Consider the following 20,615-nt stretch of genomic DNA (forward strand, 5'->3'; position numbering starts at 1 on the left):
AAAGGGGAAATGGTAAAGCAAATTTTGGTGATAAAAATCACAAACAGCACCCTTTTAATTTGCGAGGCGAATTAATTTTTCACACACTCCACAGGTGAAGTGAAGCGTCGCCGCTTAATCAGGGTGGGTCGTATTATAAAAACACTGCTTTGACGAGCCTCATCGGGGCCTCATAGGGGGAATAAAGTGAGTATTCTAGGTTATTTGCAAAACGTAGGCCGGGCGCTGATGGTGCCCGTGGCTACGCTGCCTGCCGCAGCAATTTTGATGGGGGTAGGGTACTGGATTGACCCTACCGGTTGGGGTGGAAGCAACGCGCTGGCTGCGTTTTTTATCCAGTCCGGTTCCGCAATCATCGACAATATGGGCGTGCTGTTCGCGGTCGGCGTCGCGTATGGCATGTCTAAAGATAAAGACGGCGCGGCTGCGCTGGCCGGCTTTGTCGGATTCCTCGTTTTAACTACGCTCTGCTCGCCTGCGGCTGTCGCCATGATCCAGAAAATCCCGGCGGACCAGGTGCCAGCGGCGTTTGGCAAAATCAAAAACCAGTTTGTCGGCATTATGGTCGGGATTATCGCGGCCGAACTTTATAACCGCTTTAGCGCCGTCGAACTGCCTAAAGCGCTTTCGTTCTTCAGCGGTCGCCGCCTGGTGCCGATCCTCACTTCATTTGTGATGATCGTGGTCGCTTTCATCATGATGTACATCTGGCCGGTTGTGTTTGATGGCCTGGTGAACTTCGGCGAGCATATCCAGAAACTCGGTTCTGTTGGCGCAGGCGTTTACGCTTTCTTCAACCGTCTGCTTATCCCGGTTGGCCTGCACCACGCGCTGAACTCCGTGTTCTGGTTCGACGTAGCCGGTATTAACGACATCCCGAACTTCCTTGGCGGCGCGCAGTCTATCGAGGCCGGGAAAGCGGTTGTCGGCATTACCGGCCGCTATCAGGCGGGCTTCTTCCCGATCATGATGTTTGGTCTGCCGGGCGCGGCGCTGGCGATTTACCACTGCGCGCGTCCGGAAAACAAGGCTAAAGTGCTGGGTATTATGATGGCGGGCGCGTTTGCGGCCTTCTTCACCGGCATTACCGAACCGCTGGAGTTCTCCTTCATGTTCGTAGCGCCGGTGCTTTATGTGCTGCACGCCATTCTGACCGGTATCTCCGTGTTTATCGCGGCGACCATGCACTGGATTGCCGGCTTCGGCTTTAGCGCCGGGCTGGTGGATATGGTGCTTTCTTCACGTAACCCGCTGGCCACGCACTGGTACATGCTGATCCCGCAGGGGCTGGTGTTCTTCGTTATCTATTACCTGGTGTTCCGCTTCACCATCACCAGGTTTAACCTGATGACGCCGGGCCGTGAACTGGCGGTAGCCGGAAGCGAAGAAGACGGCGAAGACGTTAACGTCAGCGGCGATAAAGACCAGGATGTCACCGGCCTTGCGCGTCAGTATGTCGCGGCTATCGGCGGCTCTGATAACCTCACCGGCATTGACGCCTGCATTACGCGTTTACGTCTGACCGTAAAAGACTCCGCTCAGGTTAACGAAGTGCTGGCGAAACGCCTTGGCGCGACGGGCGTGATTCGCCTGAACAAAACCAGCGTGCAGATTATCGTGGGCTTTATGGCAGAAAAAATCGCGAACGCGATGAAAACGGTCGGCGCCGTGCCAGCCTCTGCCCCGGCTGCCGCCAGCGCATCCGTAGCGCCTGCCGCAGGGGTTAAACCGCAAGTGGTTCCGCAGGCCGCTACCGCCGTCACGGTTGCTGAACTGCTCTCTCCGGTGACTGGCGAGGTTGTTGCGCTGGAACAGGTGCCGGATGAAGCGTTTGCCAGCAAAGCGGTAGGTGATGGCGTGGCGGTGAAGCCAACGGAGAAAACCGTTGTTTCCCCGGCTGCCGGCACCATCGTGAAGATTTTCAATACCAACCACGCGTTCTGTCTGGAAACAGAAAAAGGCGCGGAGATTGTTGTTCATATGGGCATCGACACCGTAGCGCTGAACGGCCAGGGTTTTAAACGTCTGGTGGAAGAGGGCGCTGAAGTGGCTGCCGGCCAGCCGGTGCTGGAAATGGATCTCGATTTCCTCAATGCCCATGCCCGTTCAATGATTAGCCCGGTCGTGTGCAGCAACATCGACGACTTCGGCGGTCTGGTCATTAAAGCTCAGGGGCAGGTTGTTGCAGGAGAGACGCCGCTTTATGAGATTAAAGGCAAGTAACGCTGTTGGGTTTTAGGGCGCCTCAAGCGGCGGGGAAATTCCTCGCCGCTTTTTTTGTTGTAAAAATCTACGCTACCGCAGGGAGGCGCCTATTTTCTTCAACTAAAGGTTGTTTCCCGTCTCTGCTTATAAGATCATGCTGCGTTAACTGATGTTTACGCTTTGAGGAATCTACGATGAGTGAGGCTGAAGCCCGCCCGACTAACTTTATCCGCCAGATCATCGATGAAGATTTGGCCAGTGGTAAGCACACTACCATCTGCACCCGTTTTCCGCCGGAGCCGAACGGCTATCTGCATATCGGACACGCAAAATCTATCTGCCTGAACTTCGGCATCGCCCAGGATTACCAGGGCCAGTGCAATCTGCGTTTCGACGATACCAACCCGGTTAAAGAAGACATCGAATACGTCGAGTCAATCAAAAACGACGTGCAGTGGCTGGGCTTTCACTGGTCGGGCGACGTGCGCTATTCCTCTGACTACTTTGACCAGCTGCACAGCTATGCGATCGAACTGATTAATAAAGGCCTCGCTTACGTTGATGAGCTTTCGCCGGAGCAGATCCGCGAGTACCGCGGCACGCTGACGCAGCCGGGCAAAAACAGCCCGTACCGCGATCGCAGCGTGGAAGAGAACCTGGCGCTGTTTGAGAAAATGCGCAACGGCGAATTCGCCGAAGGCACCGCTTGCCTGCGCGCGAAAATCGATATGGCTTCGCCGTTTATCGTCATGCGCGACCCGGTGCTGTACCGCATTAAATTCGCTGAGCACCATCAGACCGGCAACAAGTGGTGCATCTATCCGATGTACGACTTTACCCACTGCATTTCCGATGCGCTGGAAGGCATTACCCATTCGCTGTGTACGCTGGAGTTCCAGGATAACCGCCGTCTCTATGACTGGGTTCTGGATAACATCACTATTCCGGTGCATCCGCGCCAGTACGAGTTTTCGCGTCTTAACCTTGAATACGCGGTGATGTCCAAGCGTAAGCTTAACCTGCTGGTGACCGACAAAATTGTGGAAGGCTGGGACGACCCGCGCATGCCGACCATTTCTGGCCTGCGCCGTCGCGGCTATACCGCCGCTGCTATTCGCGAGTTCTGCAAACGCATCGGCGTAACCAAGCAGGATAACACCGTCGAGATGGCGGCGCTGGAAGCCTGCATCCGTGAAGATCTCAACGAAAACGCGCCGCGCGCGATGGCCGTTATCGATCCCGTTAAGCTGGTGATTGAGAACTACCCGCAGGGCCAGACTGAACAGGTCGCCATGCCCAACCATCCGAACAAACCGGAAATGGGCAGCCGCGAGGTGCCGTTCTCTGGCGAAATCTGGATCGATCGTGCCGATTTCCGTGAAGAGGCCAACAAGCAGTACAAGCGCCTGGTGCTGGGTAAAGAAGTTCGCCTGCGCAACGCTTACGTCATTAAAGCTGAGCGTGTTGAAAAAGACGCGGAAGGCAACATCACCACCATCTACTGCTCTTACGATGCCGAAACGTTAAGTAAAGATCCGGCGGATGGCCGCAAAGTGAAAGGCGTTATCCATTGGGTTAGCGCACAGCACGCGCTGCCGGTAGAAATTCGTCTTTACGACCGCCTCTTTAGCGTGGCGAACCCGGGCGGAGCGGACGATTTCCTCTCGACCATCAACCCGGAGTCGCTGGTTATCAAACAGGGCTTTGCAGAGCCGGGTTTGAAAGAGGCGGAAGTGGGTAAGGCGTACCAGTTCGAGCGCGAAGGTTACTTCTGCCTCGACAGCCGCCACACCTCAGCCGATAAGCTGGTCTTTAACCGCACGGTAGGGCTTCGCGATACCTGGGCTAAAATCGGCGAATAAGTCGAACTGCAAAATAAAACGCCGCGCAATGCGGCGTTTTTCATTTCCGCAGCGCTGATTCGGCTTTTTATTAAAAACAATCGGGCAGTTTTTACTAATTATAATCTTTATAAATTCATCTAAATTAACTCATAGCAACCATCAATATAGATTGTGGTGATGCAAGGCCTTAATAAATAAAGTTATTGCATAAAGCATTTATTTTAATAAAAGCGCAAGAGTATTTATTTGTGCTTGGTGTCATATTCTGGCAATGCTGTGCAAACAAAAGATTGATAATTCATGTCACGAAAAATACTATTCGATAGTGTTAAAAAAATCATAAACATGCATTTGTTCTGTGTGAGAATTTTTTTTATAAGGTAATCATTGAGAAGGAATTTAATATGCCTCTTTTTATAAGGTGGCGCAGGGCGCGGCTATTATTACTGGCGAGCGTAAGCGCTTTATCTACTTTGAGTTTTACTCCCGCTGTTTATTCCACAGGCTTTATTGATGATTCAACGCTGACAGGCGGCCTCTATTACTGGCAGCGAGAACGAGACCGCAAGGATGTCATAGAGGATAAATATAAAACCAATCTCTCTCATTCAACCTGGAATGGCAATCTCGATTTTTCGTCAGGCTATGCGGCAGATCTGTTCGGCGTTGACGTGGCGCTCTTCACGGCAATTGAAATGGCGGAAAATGGCGACAGCGCGCATCCAAATGAAATCGCCTTTTCATCCAGCAATAAAGCTTACGATGAAGAGTGGTCCGGTGATAAAAGCGGAATAAGCCTTTATAAAGCCGCCGCGAAATTTAAATATGGCCCCTTATGGGCACGCGCCGGATATCTCCAGCCCTCCGGCCAAACGCTTCTGGCGCCGCACTGGAGCTTTATGCCGGGCACTTATCAGGGCGCGGAGGCGGGGGCCAGCGCGGACTACGGCGAGGCGGGCCTGCTCAGCTTCTCATATATGTGGAGCAACGCTTATAAAGCGCCGTGGCATCTTGAAATGGATAAATTTTACCAGAACGATAAAGCGACCCGCGTCGACTATCTCCATTCTTTAGGCGCGAAGTATGACTTCAAAAATAACTTTATTCTCGAAGCGGCTTTCGGCCAGGCGCAAGGCTACATTGACCAGTACTTTGCTAAAGCCAGTTATAAATTTGATATTGCGGGAAGGCCGCTCGCCGCCAGTTATCAATTCTACGGCGCCCGCGACAAAGTAAGCGACGGTTCCGGCAACGATATTTATGACGCCACGGCATGGCTGCAGGCGTTGACCTTTGGCTACAGGATGGGGCCGGTTGATTTGCGTCTGGAAGGGACCTGGGTCAAAGCCGACGGGCAACAAGGCTACTTTCTGCAACGCATGACGCCAACCTACGCCTCATCAAACGGTCGGCTGGATATCTGGTGGGATAACCGTTCTGACTTTAACGCCAACGGTGAGAAGGCGCTGTTCGTCGGCGCTATGTATGACCTTACCCACCTGAAGCTGGCGGGATGGTCTGTCGGCGCGTCTTACGCGTACGCCTGGGATGCTAAGCCCGGTTCCGCGCCGACCCGCGATGGCTATTACGATCCTGATTATCGTCTTAAGGAATCGGCTTACAGCCTTGATGCAATTTATACCTTCGTAGAAGGGCGCGCTAAAGGCGCCACGTTTAAGCTGCATTTCACGCAGTATGACAACCACTCCGCTATTCCCAGTTACGGTGGTGGCTATGGCAATATTTTTCAGGACGAACGCGACGTGAAATTTATGTTCATTGCGCCGTTCACCCTGTTCTGATGCTTCTCGCTTCATACTCATTAATGCTATCTCGCTCTGAGGGAACAAAATGAAGAGATTACAGCGTAGTGTTTTAGCGCTCGCTCTGGCCGGACTAATGAGCAGCGCCTGGGCAGACCAGGAACTGGCGAATAAACTGAGTCAGTTTACGCTTAATTATGCTGTGCAGGATAACCACGCGCAGCAACACGGGGTGGACTGCGCGGCGCTCGGCGCTGACTGGGCCGCCTGCAGTAAAGCCGTTATCACCTTAACTAACCATGGCGATGCGCTAGCCGACAGAAACTGGACTATCTGGTTTCACAGCATCCGGCAAATCCTGAAGGTGGATAATGAACAGTTTAAGGTCACCCATGTCATGGGCGATCTGCATAAGCTTGAACCCACCGATAAGTTCACGGGCTTTCCGGCAAACCAGTCCATCACTATTCCGATTATTAATGAGTACTGGCAGCTTTTTATTACCGACGTGCTTCCTCGCTGGTATGTCACCTCTGACGACAGTCGTCCCGTTATTATCGCCAACACCGATACGGAAGAACTGGCCCGGTTTGTCAGCCCGCTCGGTGAACAGTGGAAGCGCACGCCGGATGATAAAAATGTGCTGATGACCGCAGAGGCGCGCTATAACAAAAATAGCGATGTCGCTTTACCGGATGCTGCCGCGTTGCGAGGACAGATTGTTCCTACCCCTAAAACGGTTACGGTGCATACCGAAAATGTGGACTTAAGCCGCGGGGTCGCGCTCGACCTGGCTTCGCTGGCGCCTGCTTCCCGCGAGGCGGTGGCTTCGCGTTTCGCGCAGCTCGGCGTGAAAACCGGTCAGGGCTATCCGGTTAAGACGCTCGTTGCGCCAGGCGAATTTCAGAAACCTGAGGCGGTATCCGGCGCTTACCGTTTACAAATCAAGCCGCAGGAGACAAGGGTGACGGGATACGACGCCGCTGGCGTCTTCTACGGCCTGCAATCTTTGCTCTCACTGCTCCCGGCGCAAGGTGAGCCGCAAATCGCTACGCTTGAAGTGAGCGATGCGCCTCGCTTCAGCTGGCGCGCTATTCATCTGGACGTCGGACGCAATTTCCATTCAAAAGCGGCGGTGCTGCGTCTGCTGGATCAAATGGCCGCTTATAAACTCAACAAGTTTCATTTCCACCTGAGCGATGATGAAGGCTGGCGCCTGGAAATCCCCGGACTGCCGGAACTGACCGAAACAGGGGCGAAACGCTGCCATGACCTCAGTGAAAAACGCTGCCTTCTGCCGCAGTTGGGTTCGGGGCCTGAAAGCAATAACAACGGCAGCGGCTACTTCACGCGCGCTGATTATATTGAGATTGTGAAATACGCTGCTGCGCGGCATATCGAGGTTATCCCTGAAATTGATATGCCCGCGCATGCGAGGGCGGCCGTGGTATCGATGGAAGCGCGCTATGCCCGTTTAATGGAAGCGGGAAAAGCGCAGGAAGCAAACCACTACCGCCTGCTGGATCCCGCCGACACCTCAAACACGACAGGCGTTCAGTATTACGATCGAACCGGTTATCTGAATCCTTGTCTCGCTTCGTCACGCAACTTCGTCGACAAAGTCATCTCTGAGGTTCAGTTGATGCATAAAGAGGCGGGGCAACCTTTAACCGTCTGGCACGCCGGCGGCGACGAGGCGAAGAATATCTACCTGGGAACAGGGTATACCGACAAGTCCCATCCGGAAGAGGGGAAGGGGATTATCGATCTGAGTAAACAAAATAAGCCGTGGGAAAAATCACCTGCGTGTAAAAAGCTGCTTGAACGGGGCGAGGTGGCGGACGTTGAACACCTCTCCAGCTACTTTGGCATTGAGATCAGCAAGCTGGTAAATGCGCACGGCATCGGCGTCATGCAGGCCTGGCAGGATGGGTTGAAAGATGCGAAAGACGCCAGCGCGTTCAGTACCCGTCAGGTTAATGTTAACTTCTGGGACACGCTATTCTGGGGCGGCTTTGATACGGCAAACGACTGGGCGAATAAAGGTTTCAGGGTTATCGTCTCCAACCCTGACTACCTCTATCTGGATTTCCCCTATGAGGTAAATCCGGCGGAGAGCGGCTATTACTGGGGAACGCGGTTCAGCGACGAGCGTAAAATCTTCAGCTTTGCGCCAGACAACCTGCCGCAGAATGCGGAAACTTCCGTTGATCGCGATGGCAATACCTTCAGTGCGAAATCTGATAAGCCCTGGCCGGGCGCGCTGGGCCTTTCCGCTCAGCTCTGGAGCGAAGTCGTTCGTACCGATAAACAGATGGAGTACATGATCTATCCAAGGCTTATTGTTGTCGCTGAGCGCGCATGGCATCGCGCCGCCTGGGAGCAGGCTTATCAGGCGGGTCGCGAGTATAAGGGCCAGGAAACGCAGTGGGTGGATAAAAAAGCCCTCGCGTCAGACTGGGCCCGCTTTGCAAGCCTTATAGGCCACCGGGAGCTGGCGAAACTGGATAAAGCGGGCATCCAGTATCGTTTGCCGGTGCCGGGCGCCAGAGTGGAAAAAGGCATACTGGAAATAAACACCAGCCTGCCGGGGCTGGGTGCAGAATACTCCACGGATAACGGTAAAAGCTGGCTACGCTATGACAATAACGCGCGACCGCAGGTAGAGGGCGAAGTGCAGATTCGCGCGGTAAGCCCGGATGGTCAACGCTACAGCCGCGTCGATAGCGTTAAATAGCACCGTAATAAAAAGCCCGCCTGATGGCGGGCTTTTATCTTTCTGCAAAAGCTTACAGGCTTTCTGGCAGCGTACGCAGCCCGGTTAATTTTCCTTTACTTATTTCTACATAGTTATCATGCCGCAACTGCGACAACGTTTTCATCACCATGCTGCGAGAAAGGTTGGTTCGCTTAACGATATAATCGGCTACGTTAATTTTATTTCGCATAAATTCATCCATGGCGGCAAGCGTGACCAGATTGCCTTTAATCATGAGATAGCTATTATGCCCAAGCAATAATTCTTCACGATGGCAGAGTAAGTCGATAGACCAGGCCAGTACCTTATATAACTGTGGTTGACACTGATGGTTTTCTATTTCGCTCAGAAATTTATCAAAAGGAATGAGCTGGTAGTGGCACTCAGCATCGGCCTGAATTCTGAAATAGTTTTTATTATTAAGATTACGCGCAACGCCCAGAATAGACGGGGCGCTACATTTTTCAATCAGTAATCTATCGCTTTTACGCAATACGGAAAAAAGGCCACCACGAATAATGCAAACAAAGCCTTCACGCGTTGGAATAGACGTATTTTTCTCTGCGCGATACCAGTTACCGTAACCATTAAAGATATCGGACAGGCGATAAATTTCGGCAAGGGGTTTCTGAGGTATTACCATAACGGCGACCTATATATAAGTATATTATTGGAATAAATAACGAGGGGCTATTCTAATAGAGTTGATTTTTTTACTGCAATACAGGCCAGTGGCGTTGCAAGCCCGAATGGGGCGCTTAAGGGAGGTAACTGATTGAATGGTAAAATAATTTACTTTTTCTGAAAATAAAAAGTAAGAAAAAGATAAGATAAAATAAGTTCTTGACCAGTATATTAAAATAGCAAGCATCAAGAAAATGGACTATTAGCGTCGCGTCTGCCTGATAAAGGTGTAAAAAAAGCCGACATACTATGTCGGCTTATTAACAAAAAGTAAAAACGGAACGCTATTTTCGCTTACTTTGTGTCGTGCGCGTGCTCGTTTTCGCGGCAGTCGCCATCGGCACAGTGGCCATAGAGATAGAGGCTATGGTTGGTCAGACGAATGCCATGGCGGGAAGCGATTTCACGCTGACGCGCTTCGATAGAGTCGTCGCTAAACTCGATAACTTTGCCGCAGTCGAGGCAGATCAGGTGGTCATGATGATGCTGTTGAGTCAGTTCGAAAACGGATTTGCCGCCTTCAAAATTATGACGCGTTACGATACCCGCATCGTCAAACTGATTCAGCACACGGTAAACGGTCGCGAGACCAATCTCTTCGCCCATGTCAATGAGGCGCTTGTATAAGTCTTCCGCACTGACATGATGGTTTACTGGCTCCTGCAACACTTCAAGGATTTTCAGTCGAGGAAGCGTGACTTTCAGGCCAGCCTTCTTTAATGCGGTGTTATTGTCAGTCATGCGGAATCTGTCCTGTTGCTAAACGGTGTGCTCCGGAGAGCTTAAGATCGGATGCGCTGAAGATGAATGCGACTCATTATAGAACTGACAGGCCCAAATGAAAACCGCAAGCGTCCAGCAATAGTGCTTTTCAAAACGTGGCGAGCGCGGCGCTTGCCGTCTCGTTACCCGATAATCCTGAAGGGTATTGTACAGATATGCGGATAAAAGTTAAAAATTTGTAGCAATCATTTTTATCGCTTTTATCTATCAATGAAGTGAAAACGGCGATAAAAAATACATTTATCGCCGTTTCACGATTAGGCGTTAATGATTTCCTGCAGGTGCAGTTCTTCAGAAACTTGCTTAACCCATTTTTCGACGCGTTCAGCGGTCAGTTCGGGCTGACGATCTTCATCAATGGCAAGGCCAACAAAGTGATTGTCATCGGCAAGACCTTTAGAGGCTTCAAAGTGGTAACCTTCCGTCGGCCAGTGACCCACAATAGTGGCGCCGCGCGGTTCAATAATGTCGCGAATGGTGCCGAGCGCATCGCAGAAATATTCCGCGTAGTCTTCCTGATCGCCGCAGCCGAAGAGCGCGACCAGCTTGCCATTGAAGTCAATCTCTTCAAGGGTCGGGAAGAAATCATCCCAGTCGCACTGCGCTTCGCCGTAGTACCAGGTCGGGATGCCAAGCAGCAGGATATCGAAACCTTCCAGATCTTCTTTGCTGCTCTTGGCAATATCGTGCACTTCAGCAACGTCTTTCCCGAGCTGTTTCTGAATAACTTTTGCGATATTTTCGGTGTTGCCGGTGTCGCTGCCGAAAAAAATGCCTACGATTGCCATGAGAAAAATAACCTCTTGAATCCTAATGATATGGTAGTGGCAAAATGCCCACAGATAGGGCAATCATAGCAGAACAGAGAAGAGGGCGGAAACTGCTATCACGGTGGGGTGCACACTCTGACACATTTCCATACAAGAAAAAGGGTCTTAAGGGCTCAGCTATTCAGCGCCTTGAGTTGTGCCAGCAAAATTTCTTCGATCAATTCGCTGCGACTCATGTTGCGCGCCTGCGCCAGTTGCGTCAGGGCGTCAACCGCTTCCGCGTTAAGTTTTAACTCTACGCGTTTAAGCCCGCGAACTTTGTCGCGCTTGAGCTGGTTCCGTTTGTTGATGCGCAACTGTTCGTCACGCGACAGCGGATTGGTTTTCGGGCGACCCGGGCGACGCTCGTCCGCGAACAGATCTAATGTCGTACGGTCCGTTTGTTCTTTGGCCATGATTTGACTACTGACAGGGGAAACAGGCTGCCGGAGCGGATGCCCGGGTGTCATTCAGCGCGCCATCATACATCAGGGAACGAGGCGCGCCAACGCGTTAGCGGCATGTTAGCGCCAGTCGCCTTGTTTTTAATCAGTTTCCAGGAAGCGACGAATGGCGCGCAATACGGCTTCGGGCTTTTCGGCATGCACCCAGTGCCCGGCGCCGGCAATGACATGCGCTCGTGCCGCAGGGAACTGCTTAAGCAAGGCCTCGCGGTGCTTTTCCTGTACGTAAGGCGAAGCGCCGCCAGCGATAAACAGCGAAGGGCCATGCCACGCCGGCACCTCCTGCCAGCCAACAATGTGGGCATACTGCTCCCAAAGCGTCGGCACATTGAAACGCCATTCACCGTCAGCGAAAGATTTCAGCAGAAACTGAACGACGCCCTCTTCAGAGAGGTACTCGCGCATAATGGCGGCCGCCTGCTGGCGCGTCGCGGCGCCCGCGTCGCTTACCGCGCGGATGGCGGCGAAAATTTCATCGTGACGTCGTACCTGATAGTCGACAGGCGCGATATCAATCGCCACCAGTTTGACGATGCGCTCCGGTATCAGCGCGGTCACGGCCATTGCCGCTTTGCCGCCCATGGAGTGCCCGATAAGAACCGCGTTATCAAGCTGGTGGGCATCCAGGGTTTCCACAATATCCTGCGCCATAGCGGGATACGTCATCTCATCGCTACGCGGCGAAAGACCGTGGTTACGCATATCGACCTGCAGCACGTCGCGATCTTTCACCAGATCGCGAGCCAGCACGCCGAGGTTATCCAGACTGCCAAACAGGCCGTGAATCAAAACGACAGGCGAATTGTTATTCGGTTGTTGCGCAGATTGCATTCGGGTATTCAATTTCATGGCAAAGTTCTTTTTTTGCATCTGAAAGGTTAGGGTATCATGTTGACCATTCTGCCGTCCGGCTGCAAGGAGCCAGTTAATTCCGACTTTTGCCGCCCCTCCAGGTGTGACGCTATCCGCTGTTGGGTTTTACTTCTATAATCCCAACGACTTGTATTCAGAAAAGATATTGCACTGGATTAAGATGAAAACGATTGAAGTTGATGACGAGCTGTATCGCTACATTGCCAGCCACACTCAGCACATTGGCGAAAGCGCGTCCGACATTTTACGGCGCATGCTGAAAGTCGCCGCCGGCTCGCAAGCCGCTGCCGCTCAGGCGAAAGAGAGCGCGCCTGTCAACGCAGCCGTTGCCGAAAAGCCGGCGAACCCTGCCAAAGACCGCGTTCGCGCTATGCGAGAGCTGCTTTTATCGGACGAATACGCAGAACAGAAGCGAGCGGTCAATCGTTTCATGCTGGTGCTGTCTACACTCTATTCACTGGATGCAAAAGCGTTTGCCGAAGCCACCGAGTCGCTGCATGGCCGCACCCGCGTCTATTTCGCCGGTGACGAGCAAACGCTGCTGCAAAGCGGCAACCAGACCAAGCCCAAACATGTTCCGGGCACGCCATACTGGGTTATTACTAATACGAATACGGGCCGCAAATGCAGCATGATCGAACATATCATGCAGACCATGCAGTTCCCGGCGGAATTAATTGAAAAGGTTTGCGGCACCATCTAACACAAGCGTCAGAAGGATCAGGCCATGGCAATGCATAACCGTGCGGGTCAACCCGCGCAACAAAGTGATTTGATTAACGTCGCGCAGCTTACCGCGCAGTACTACGTATTGAAGCCGGAAGTCGGCAACGCTGAGCACGCGGTGAAGTTCGGGACCTCCGGTCATCGCGGCAGCGCGGGACGTCACAGCTTTAACGAGCAGCACATTCTGGCTATCGCCCAGGCCATCGCCGAAGAGCGCGCCAAAAACGGTATTACCGGCCCTTGCTATGTGGGTAAAGACACCCATGCGCTCTCTGAGCCCGCCTTTATCTCTGTGCTGGAAGTTTTGTCCGCGAACGGCGTCGATATCATCGTGCAGGAAAATAATGGTTACACGCCAACGCCTGCGGTTTCTAACGCTATCCTGGTCCACAACAAAAATGGCGGCGCTCAGGCGGACGGCATTGTCATTACTCCTTCTCACAACCCGCCGGAAGATGGCGGTATCAAATACAATCCGCCGAACGGCGGCCCGGCGGATACTAACGTAACCAAAGTCGTGGAAGATCGTGCAAACGCGCTGCTGGCGAACGGCCTGAAAGAGGTTAAACGCCTGCCGCTTGACCAGGCCTGGGCCAGCGGCCGCATTCAGGAAAAAGACCTGGTGCAGCCGTTTGTCGAAGGGTTGGCGGATATCGTCGATATGGCGGCTATCCAGAAAGCGGGCCTGAAGCTCGGCGTTGACCCGCTTGGCGGCTCCGGTATCGAATACTGGAAGCGTATTGCGGAGCACTACAAGCTGGATCTGACCATTGTTAACGATCAGGTCGATCAGACTTTCCGCTTTATGCACCTTGATAAAGATGGCGTTATCCGTATGGACTGCTCCTCTGAGTCTGCGATGGCGGGCCTGCTGGCGCTGCGTGATAAGTTCGATCTGGCCTTTGCCAACGACCCGGATTACGACCGTCACGGCATTGTCACCCCGGCGGGGCTGATGAACCCGAACCACTATCTGGCGGTCGCCATTAACTATCTGTTCCAGCATCGTCCGCAGTGGGGCAACGAGGTGGCTGTCGGTAAAACGCTGGTCTCATCCGCGATGATTGACCGCGTGGTGAACGATCTCGGCCGTAAGCTGGTGGAAGTGCCGGTAGGCTTTAAATGGTTCGTTGATGGCCTTTACGACGGCAGCTTTGGCTTCGGCGGCGAAGAGAGCGCGGGCGCCTCCTTCCTGCGTTTTGACGGCACGCCGTGGTCCACCGATAAAGACGGCATCATCATGTGCCTGCTGGCGGCGGAAATCACCGCCGTCACCGGCAAAAACCCGCAGCAGCATTACGATGAGCTGGCTGAACGCTTCGGCGCGCCGAGCTATAACCGTCTGCAGGCTTCCGCCACGTCCGCGCAAAAAGCGGCGCTTTCTAAGCTGTCGCCGGAAATGGTCAGCGCAAGCCAGCTGGCGGGCGACCCTATCACCGCGCGCCTGACCGCCGCGCCGGGCAACGGCGCTTCCATTGGCGGGCTGAAAGTCATGACTGACAACGGCTGGTTTGCCGCGCGTCCGTCAGGCACGGAAGACGCTTACAAAATCTATTGTGAAAGCTTCCTCGGCGCGGAACACCGTAAGCAGATTGAGAAAGAAGCGGTGGAGATCGTCAGCGAAGTGTTGAAAAACGCCTGATGGGTTGAATAAAAAAAAGGGAGCGCTTGTCGCTCCCTTTTTTATGTCCGCGTTACAGCATAAAGCGGTAGCCAATCCCCGTTTCTGTCAGCAGATGGCGCGGACGCGCCGGATCGCTTTCCAGTTTCTGGCGCAGGTGGCCCATATAGATGCGCAAATAGTGGCTATGCTCCACGGCATTCGGCCCCCAGACCTGGCTTAAAAGCTGCCGCTGCGTCAGCACCTTGCCGTGATTATTCAGCAGCACCGCCAGCAGGCGAAACTCGATGGGCGTCAGGTGAATTTCTTCTTCGCCGCGCAGAATGCGCCGTGTAGCGAGATCGACATGAATATCGGAAAAGTGATAAGCCGGATCGTCCGCGGTTGAGCTGCCATGGCGGCGTAGCGCCACGCGCAGCCGCGCCTGCAGCTCGCCGATGCCGAACGGTTTGCTCAGATAGTCATCCGCCCCGGCATCCAGCGCGGCGATTTTATCTTCCTCTTCGCTGCGCGCTGACAACACAATCACCGGGCGCTGGTTCCACTGGCGAAAGTCGCGGATAAAATCCAGCCCGTCGCCGTCGGGCAAGCCAAGGTCGAGTATGACCAGATCCGGCTTGCGGGTCGCGGCCTCAATCAGCCCGCGCTGCAGCGTTTCCGCTTCATGAACGCGCAGACCTTCGCTTTCCAGCGCGGCGCGCAGAAAGCGGCGGATCTCTTTCTCATCTTCGACAATCAGTACGCTAATCACATGTCCTCGTGAATATCCAGCTCAGGGGGGCGCTGCTGCGGCAGCACGATGTGGAAGCTTGCGCCGCCTTCAGGGCGGTTTTTAGCGTAAATGATGCCGCCGTGCACCTCAACTATAGCCTGACAAATAGCGAGACCGAGCCCCACGCCGGGAATGGCGGATTCTTTATTGCCGCGCGTAAATTTCGCGAAAATCGCCGCTTCCTGACCCGGCGGGATCCCCGGCCCGCTGTCCCAGACTTCCAGCTCCAGCTGCTCGTCCCGACGGCTGGCCCGCACGCCGATGTGCGCCCCTGAACCCGCATATTTCACGGCGTTTTCCAGCAAATTAATCAGCACGCGCTCAAGCAAGGCGCCGTCGACGTAAATCAACATCAGCGGGTCCGGCAACGCGAGTTCAATGTGACGACCGCCAAGGCCTGGCTCCAGCATTTTCAGCGCGCTGCCGACCACTTCCTCAAGCGTCAACCACTCTTTGCGCAGATTAAAGCCGCCGGACTGAATGCGCGCCATATCCAGCAAGTTATTCACCAGCCGCGTGGTGTTCAGCACATGCTGGCGAATAGCGCTGGCCTGCAGGGCATGCTTTGAGCCTTCGGAGGCGAGGTCGAGCGTCAGGATCTCCGCCTGGCCGAAAAGTACGGTAAGCGGCGTGCGTAAATCATGAGAAAGCGCCGCCAGCAGCGAGTTACGCAGTTGCTCATGCTCGCTCGCCATGCGCGCCTGCTCCTCGCTTTTAGTCAGCCACAGCCGCTCAAGCGCGCTGGCGATAAGCAGGGTGAAGGTCTCCAGCAAACGCTGCTGCTCCGGGATCATCAACTGGCGCAGGCTCGAAGGTTCGACAATCAGCAGGCCGTGTGTTTTGTGCGCGGTGCGCAGCGGCAGGATCTGATACGGCACGCCGGGCAGCGTGTCGGTGCCGGCACCTGCCGGCTGGCCGTTGTCGAAACTCCAGCGGGCGATGGCCTCATCCCATGCGCTGATGCTGGCGGTATCGACGGGCGGCAGCAATTTACCGTGCTCATCGGGCAGCAGCATCAGGCTGCGGGCATGAAACGTGGAGTCGATAAAGCGCTCGCTGGTCACGGCGATATCCTGCGCCGAACGGCCCACCGCCAGCGCTTTCGACATTTCATAAAGATGGCGCGTGCGCTGCTCCCGATAACGCGCTATTCGCGCCTGGTAGCGCACGCCCGCGGTCAGGTTGCCGATAACCAGCCCGACGGTGAGCATCACCGCGAAGGTGAGCAGATACTGCACGTCGGAGACCGCCAGCGTGCCGCGCGGGGCGATGAAAAAGAGATCGAAGCTGATGACGTTAATCACCGTCGCCAGTACGGACGGCCAGCGCCCGTAGAAGAGGGCGACCACGACCACGCCCAGCAGATAGACCATCACCAGGTTGGCAGCGTCAAAGGCCGAAAGCCACTGATTCGCCACCAGCGTGATTAAGGCGCAAAGCAGCAGGGCGACGAGACAGCCGCGAATTTGTATGCGCCACTTTTCTGTAAAGGGCCGCGCGTCAGAGGCTTTAGGCTCGCTGGCGAGAGGCTTGTCATCGAGCGCGACGATAAGCAAGTCGAGGTCCGGCGCATGGCGCGCCAGCCGTTCGGCGAAGGTTTCATGGTTCCACCAGCGGCGGCGATTGCGCCTGCCGATGATAATTTTGCCAAGGTTATGTTCCCGCGCGTAGCGCAGTAGCGCTTTCTCTTCCTCCGATTCCGCAAGCGTGGCGGTTTCCGCGCCCAGCTCCTGGGCAAGGCGCAGCGCGCTTAAGATGGCGCGTCGGGATTTTTCCGGCAGGCGATGCAGCCGCGGCGTTTCCACATAGACGGCGTGCCAGGCGCTGCCGAGCCTGGCGGCGAGGCGTGCGGCGGTGCGCACCAGCTTCTCGTTGCCGCTGCCGTGGCCAATGCAAAGCAAAATAGCGTCGCGCGTATGCCAGACCTTTTCCAGCCCCTGATTATCGCGCCAGACGCGCATCTGCTCGTCCACCCGATCGGCAGTACGCCGCAGCGCCAGCTCGCGCAGCGCGATCAGATTGCCTTTGCGAAAGAAATGCTCAATGGCGCGCTCCGCCTGGCCTGCGATGTAAACTTTGCCTTCATGCAGGCGCTGGCGCAGATCATCGGGAGGGAGGTCCACCAGCACCACTTCGTCGGCGGCGTCAAAGAAAGGATCGGGCACCGTTTCGCGCACCTGAATGCCGGTTACCCCGCCCACCACGTCGTTCAGGCTTTCCAGATGCTGGACGTTAACGGTGGTGAAAACGTCGATACCAGCGTTGAGCAACTCATCCACATCCTGCCAGCGCTTGGGGTGACGGGAGCCCGGCGCGTTGCTGTGCGCCAGTTCGTCCATCAGGATCAACGCCGGACGGCGCGCCAGCGCGGCGTCGAGATCAAACTCCTGCACGGTGCGGCTGCGGTGCTGAATACGCTTAAGGGGCTGGATAGCCAGCCCCTTAAGGAGGGCCGCCGTTTCCTGGCGGCCATGGGTTTCCACTACGCCCACCAGGATGTCCAGCCCCTGCTGGCGCAGGCGCTGGGCTTCCTGGAGCATGGCGTAGGTTTTGCCCACGCCCGCGCAGGCGCCGAAGAAGATTTTGAGTTTGCCCCGCGTTCTGTCGCTCGCCTGGCTTAACAGGCGATCCGGGTCCGGACGCGTCGGTTCTTCGGTCATATCCCTTCCTTTATTTTTGCAGCGCATCCAGCGCGAGGTTGAGCTGCACCACATTCACTACCGGCTGGCCGATAAAACCCGGCATTGGCGTTTGCGTGTTTTGCGCCACCAGTTGCGCTAGCTGTTCAACGGAAAGCTGGCGGGCGCGGGCGACGCGCGGGATCTGCCAGGCGGCGGCCTGCGGCGAAATACCATAATCCAGGCCGCTTGCGGAGGCGGTCACCAGCTCCACCGGCACTACGGGCGTCGCTTGCGGGTTAGCGGCGCGTAATGCCGCCACTCGCTCCTGCACCTGTTTATCGAGCTCCGGATTGCTGCCCGCGAGGTTGCTGCCGCCGGACGCCATGGGATTATACGGCGCTTCGGCAGTGGCGGAGGGGCGGCCCTGGAAATATTTCGCTTCGCTAAACGCCTGACCGATAAGCCGCGAGCCGCGGATTTCTCCCGCTTGCTCGATGAGCGAGCCATTCGCCTGCGCGTTAAACCACCACTGCCCGAGGACGGTAGTGACGAGCGGATAGAGGCCACCGGTAATCAGCGTCAGCAACAGCAGCAGCATAATGGCGGGACGTAACATCGTCATAACTATTTCCTCAGACTAAACCAAACAGGGTGAGCAGCAGATCGATAGCTTTGATGCCGATAAAGGGCACGACCAGCCCGCCCAGCCCGTATATCCACAGGTTGCGGCGCAGCATGGCGGCAGCGCTCAGCGGTTTGTAGCTCACGCCCTTCAGCGCCAGCGGGATAAGAAAAATAATGATGAGCGCGTTGAAAATGACCGCGCTCAGGATGGCCGAAGCGGGGGAGTGCAGATGCATCACGTTCAGCGCGTTAAGCTGCGGATACGTGGCGGCAAACGCCGCCGGAATAATAGCGAAATATTTCGCTACGTCGTTGGCGATGCTGAAGGTGGTGAGCGAGCCGCGCGTCATCAGCATCTGCTTGCCGATATGCACCACCTCAATAAGTTTGGTGGGGTTGGAGTCGAGATCCACCATGTTGCCCGCTTCCTTCGCCGCCTGGGTGCCGGAGTTCATCGCCACCGCCACGTCCGCCTGCGCCAGCGCGGGGGCGTCATTGGTGCCGTCGCCGGTCATCGCCACCAGCCGGCCTTCCGCCTGATACTGACGGATAAGCGCAAGCTTCGCTTCCGGCGTCGCTTCCGAGAGAAAATCATCCACGCCCGCCTCGGCGGCGATAGCGGCGGCGGTGAGGCGGTTATCGCCAGTGATCATCACCGTTTTGATGCCCATTTTGCGCAGCTGTGCGAAGCGCTCTTTAATGCCGCCTTTTACGATATCTTTAAGCGCAATCACGCCGAGCACGTGCGCCCCTTCGGCCACCACCAGCGGCGTGCTGCCCTGGCGTGCAATCTCTTCAACCAGCGTATCCACCTGCGACGGGAAGTGGCCGCCGTTGGCCTCGACGTGACGGCAAATGGCGTCGACTGACCCTTTGCGAATCATCCTGTCGCCGACATTGATGCCGCTCATGCGCGTCTGGGCGGTGAAGGGCACAAACGTGGCGTGCAGGTTTTGCACGTCGCGTTCGCGCAGATTAAAGCGCTGCTTCGCCAGCACGACAATGCTGCGGCCCTCCGGCGTTTCGTCAGCAAGCGATGCGAGTTGCGCGGCATCGGCAAGTTGTTGTTCGTTTACGCCAGGCGCAGGCAGGAAAGCGGAAGCCTGACGGTTGCCAAGCGTAATGGTGCCGGTTTTATCAAGCAGCAGCACATCCACGTCGCCCGCCGCTTCCACTGCGCGTCCGCTGGTGGCAATAACATTCGCCCCCAGCATGCGGCTCATCCCGGCGACGCCGATAGCCGACAGCAGCCCGCCGATAGTCGTGGGAATAAGGCACACCAGCAGCGCCACCAGCACTGTCACGCTGACTGCCGTGCCGCCGTACAGCGAGAATGGCCAAAGCGTCGCGGTCGCCAGCAGAAAGACTATCGTCAACGCCACCAGCAGAATGGTCAGCGCGATTTCGTTCGGCGTTTTGCGGCGCTTTGCGTTTTCCACCATCGCTATCATCCGGTCGAGGAAGGTTTCGCCCGGGTTGACGCTGCACTGGATAACCAGCCAGTCGGAAAGAATGCGCGTACCACCGGTCACCGAGGCGAAGTCGCCGCCCGACTCGCGAATCACCGGCGCGGATTCGCCGGTAATGGCGCTTTCATCCACCGACGCGCCGCCTTCAATCACTTCGCCGTCGCAGGGGATAATGTCGCCAGCTTCCACCAGCACGATATCTCCCTTACGCAGATCCGTGGCGGGAACATGGTCTACCTGCGCATCATGCTGCGGCGCGCGCAGCTTACGGGCGAAGGCCGTTTTCTTTACGCCCTTCAGGCTGTTGGCCTGCGCTTTGCTGCGGCCTTCGGCCAGCGCTTCGGCGAAGTTAGCGAACAGCACGGTAAACCACAGCCACAGGCTGATGGCACCGGTAAACAGCGCCTCTCCGGGCAGGCGGCCTGTGGCCATGGCGACAGCGAGTACGCTGGTCAGCAGGCTGCCAAGCCAGACAATGAACATCACCGGGTTACGCCACTGCACGCGTGGGCTCAGTTTCTTGAACGAATCCATCAGCGCCTGACGAAGCAGGGATGCTTCAAACAGCGCCAGTTGCTTGCGACTCATGTATAGCGACT

General features: G+C 55.5%; 15 protein-coding genes. 6 read left to right on the forward strand and 9 right to left on the reverse strand.

Annotation, left to right across the window (positions count from 1 at the left end):
* Window positions 1-186 precede the first annotated feature (186 nt).
* The 4 genes from nagE (at window position 187) to ACU4F7_RS06510 (ending at window position 8,549) form a co-directional block, all read left to right on the forward strand.
* On the forward strand, window positions 187-2,223 hold the full coding sequence (gene nagE, locus ACU4F7_RS06495) for an N-acetylglucosamine-specific PTS transporter subunit IIBC (RefSeq protein ID WP_481638281.1): 2,037 nt from the start codon (window positions 187-189) through the stop codon (window positions 2,221-2,223).
* 176 nt (window positions 2,224-2,399) lie between these two features.
* On the forward strand, window positions 2,400-4,067 hold the full coding sequence (gene glnS, locus ACU4F7_RS06500) for a glutamine--tRNA ligase (RefSeq protein ID WP_481638282.1): 1,668 nt from the start codon (window positions 2,400-2,402) through the stop codon (window positions 4,065-4,067).
* A 386-nt stretch (window positions 4,068-4,453) separates the two neighbouring features.
* Complete coding sequence (gene chiP / locus ACU4F7_RS06505; RefSeq protein ID WP_481638283.1) at window positions 4,454-5,851, forward strand: chitoporin ChiP; 1,398 nt, start codon at window positions 4,454-4,456, stop codon at window positions 5,849-5,851.
* A 49-nt stretch (window positions 5,852-5,900) separates the two neighbouring features.
* Complete coding sequence (locus ACU4F7_RS06510; protein WP_481638284.1) at window positions 5,901-8,549, forward strand: beta-N-acetylhexosaminidase; 2,649 nt, start codon at window positions 5,901-5,903, stop codon at window positions 8,547-8,549.
* A gap of 52 nt (window positions 8,550-8,601) precedes the next feature.
* Here the strand turns inward: ACU4F7_RS06510 and ACU4F7_RS06515 are convergent, their stop codons facing one another.
* From ACU4F7_RS06515 to ybfF, 5 genes are all read right to left on the reverse strand, one after another.
* Entirely contained in the window at window positions 8,602-9,213 is a 612-nt protein-coding gene (locus ACU4F7_RS06515) for a helix-turn-helix domain-containing protein (protein ID WP_029592229.1), read from the reverse strand.
* A gap of 335 nt (window positions 9,214-9,548) precedes the next feature.
* Window positions 9,549-9,995: a ferric iron uptake transcriptional regulator gene (gene fur, locus ACU4F7_RS06520; protein WP_024557164.1), complete on the reverse strand. Its 447-nt coding sequence runs from the start codon at window positions 9,993-9,995 to the stop codon at window positions 9,549-9,551.
* A gap of 299 nt (window positions 9,996-10,294) precedes the next feature.
* Window positions 10,295-10,825, reverse strand: a complete 531-nt coding sequence (gene fldA / locus ACU4F7_RS06525; RefSeq protein ID WP_481638285.1) for a flavodoxin FldA — start codon at window positions 10,823-10,825, stop codon at window positions 10,295-10,297.
* 155 nt (window positions 10,826-10,980) lie between these two features.
* Window positions 10,981-11,262 (reverse strand): LexA regulated protein, encoded by a 282-nt coding sequence (gene ybfE / locus ACU4F7_RS06530; RefSeq protein ID WP_024557162.1) that lies wholly within the window; start codon window positions 11,260-11,262, stop codon window positions 10,981-10,983.
* A gap of 129 nt (window positions 11,263-11,391) precedes the next feature.
* A complete protein-coding gene (gene ybfF, locus ACU4F7_RS06535) occupies window positions 11,392-12,159 on the reverse strand; it encodes an esterase (RefSeq protein ID WP_481638286.1) in 768 nt (255 codons plus the stop codon).
* A gap of 184 nt (window positions 12,160-12,343) precedes the next feature.
* On the opposite strand from ybfF, the gene seqA reads away from it, so the two are divergent.
* Window positions 12,344-12,886 (forward strand): replication initiation negative regulator SeqA, encoded by a 543-nt coding sequence (gene seqA, locus ACU4F7_RS06540; RefSeq protein ID WP_029592231.1) that lies wholly within the window; start codon window positions 12,344-12,346, stop codon window positions 12,884-12,886.
* A 24-nt stretch (window positions 12,887-12,910) separates the two neighbouring features.
* Window positions 12,911-14,551: a phosphoglucomutase (alpha-D-glucose-1,6-bisphosphate-dependent) gene (gene pgm / locus ACU4F7_RS06545; protein WP_029592232.1), complete on the forward strand. Its 1,641-nt coding sequence runs from the start codon at window positions 12,911-12,913 to the stop codon at window positions 14,549-14,551.
* A 52-nt stretch (window positions 14,552-14,603) separates the two neighbouring features.
* Here the strand turns inward: pgm and kdpE are convergent, their stop codons facing one another.
* Genes kdpE through kdpB form a run of 4 tightly spaced genes read right to left on the reverse strand, consistent with a single transcriptional unit; the run spans window position 14,604 to window position 20,604 of the window.
* Window positions 14,604-15,281 carry a two-component system response regulator KdpE gene (gene kdpE, locus ACU4F7_RS06550; RefSeq protein WP_481638287.1) on the reverse strand — a complete coding sequence of 226 codons (678 nt, stop codon included), beginning with the start codon at window positions 15,279-15,281 and terminating at the stop codon, window positions 14,604-14,606.
* Window positions 15,278-17,962: a two-component system sensor histidine kinase KdpD gene (gene kdpD / locus ACU4F7_RS06555; protein ID WP_481638288.1), complete on the reverse strand. Its 2,685-nt coding sequence runs from the start codon at window positions 17,960-17,962 to the stop codon at window positions 15,278-15,280. The genes kdpE and kdpD overlap by 4 nt, the downstream gene beginning before the upstream one ends.
* A gap of 10 nt (window positions 17,963-17,972) precedes the next feature.
* Complete coding sequence (gene kdpC, locus ACU4F7_RS06560; RefSeq protein WP_481638289.1) at window positions 17,973-18,545, reverse strand: potassium-transporting ATPase subunit KdpC; 573 nt, start codon at window positions 18,543-18,545, stop codon at window positions 17,973-17,975.
* Between the two features lie 10 nt (window positions 18,546-18,555).
* Entirely contained in the window at window positions 18,556-20,604 is a 2,049-nt protein-coding gene (gene kdpB, locus ACU4F7_RS06565; RefSeq protein ID WP_481638290.1) for a potassium-transporting ATPase subunit KdpB, read from the reverse strand.
* Between the last annotated feature and the right edge of the window lie 11 nt (window positions 20,605-20,615).

Source organism: Franconibacter pulveris (assembly GCF_056780215.1).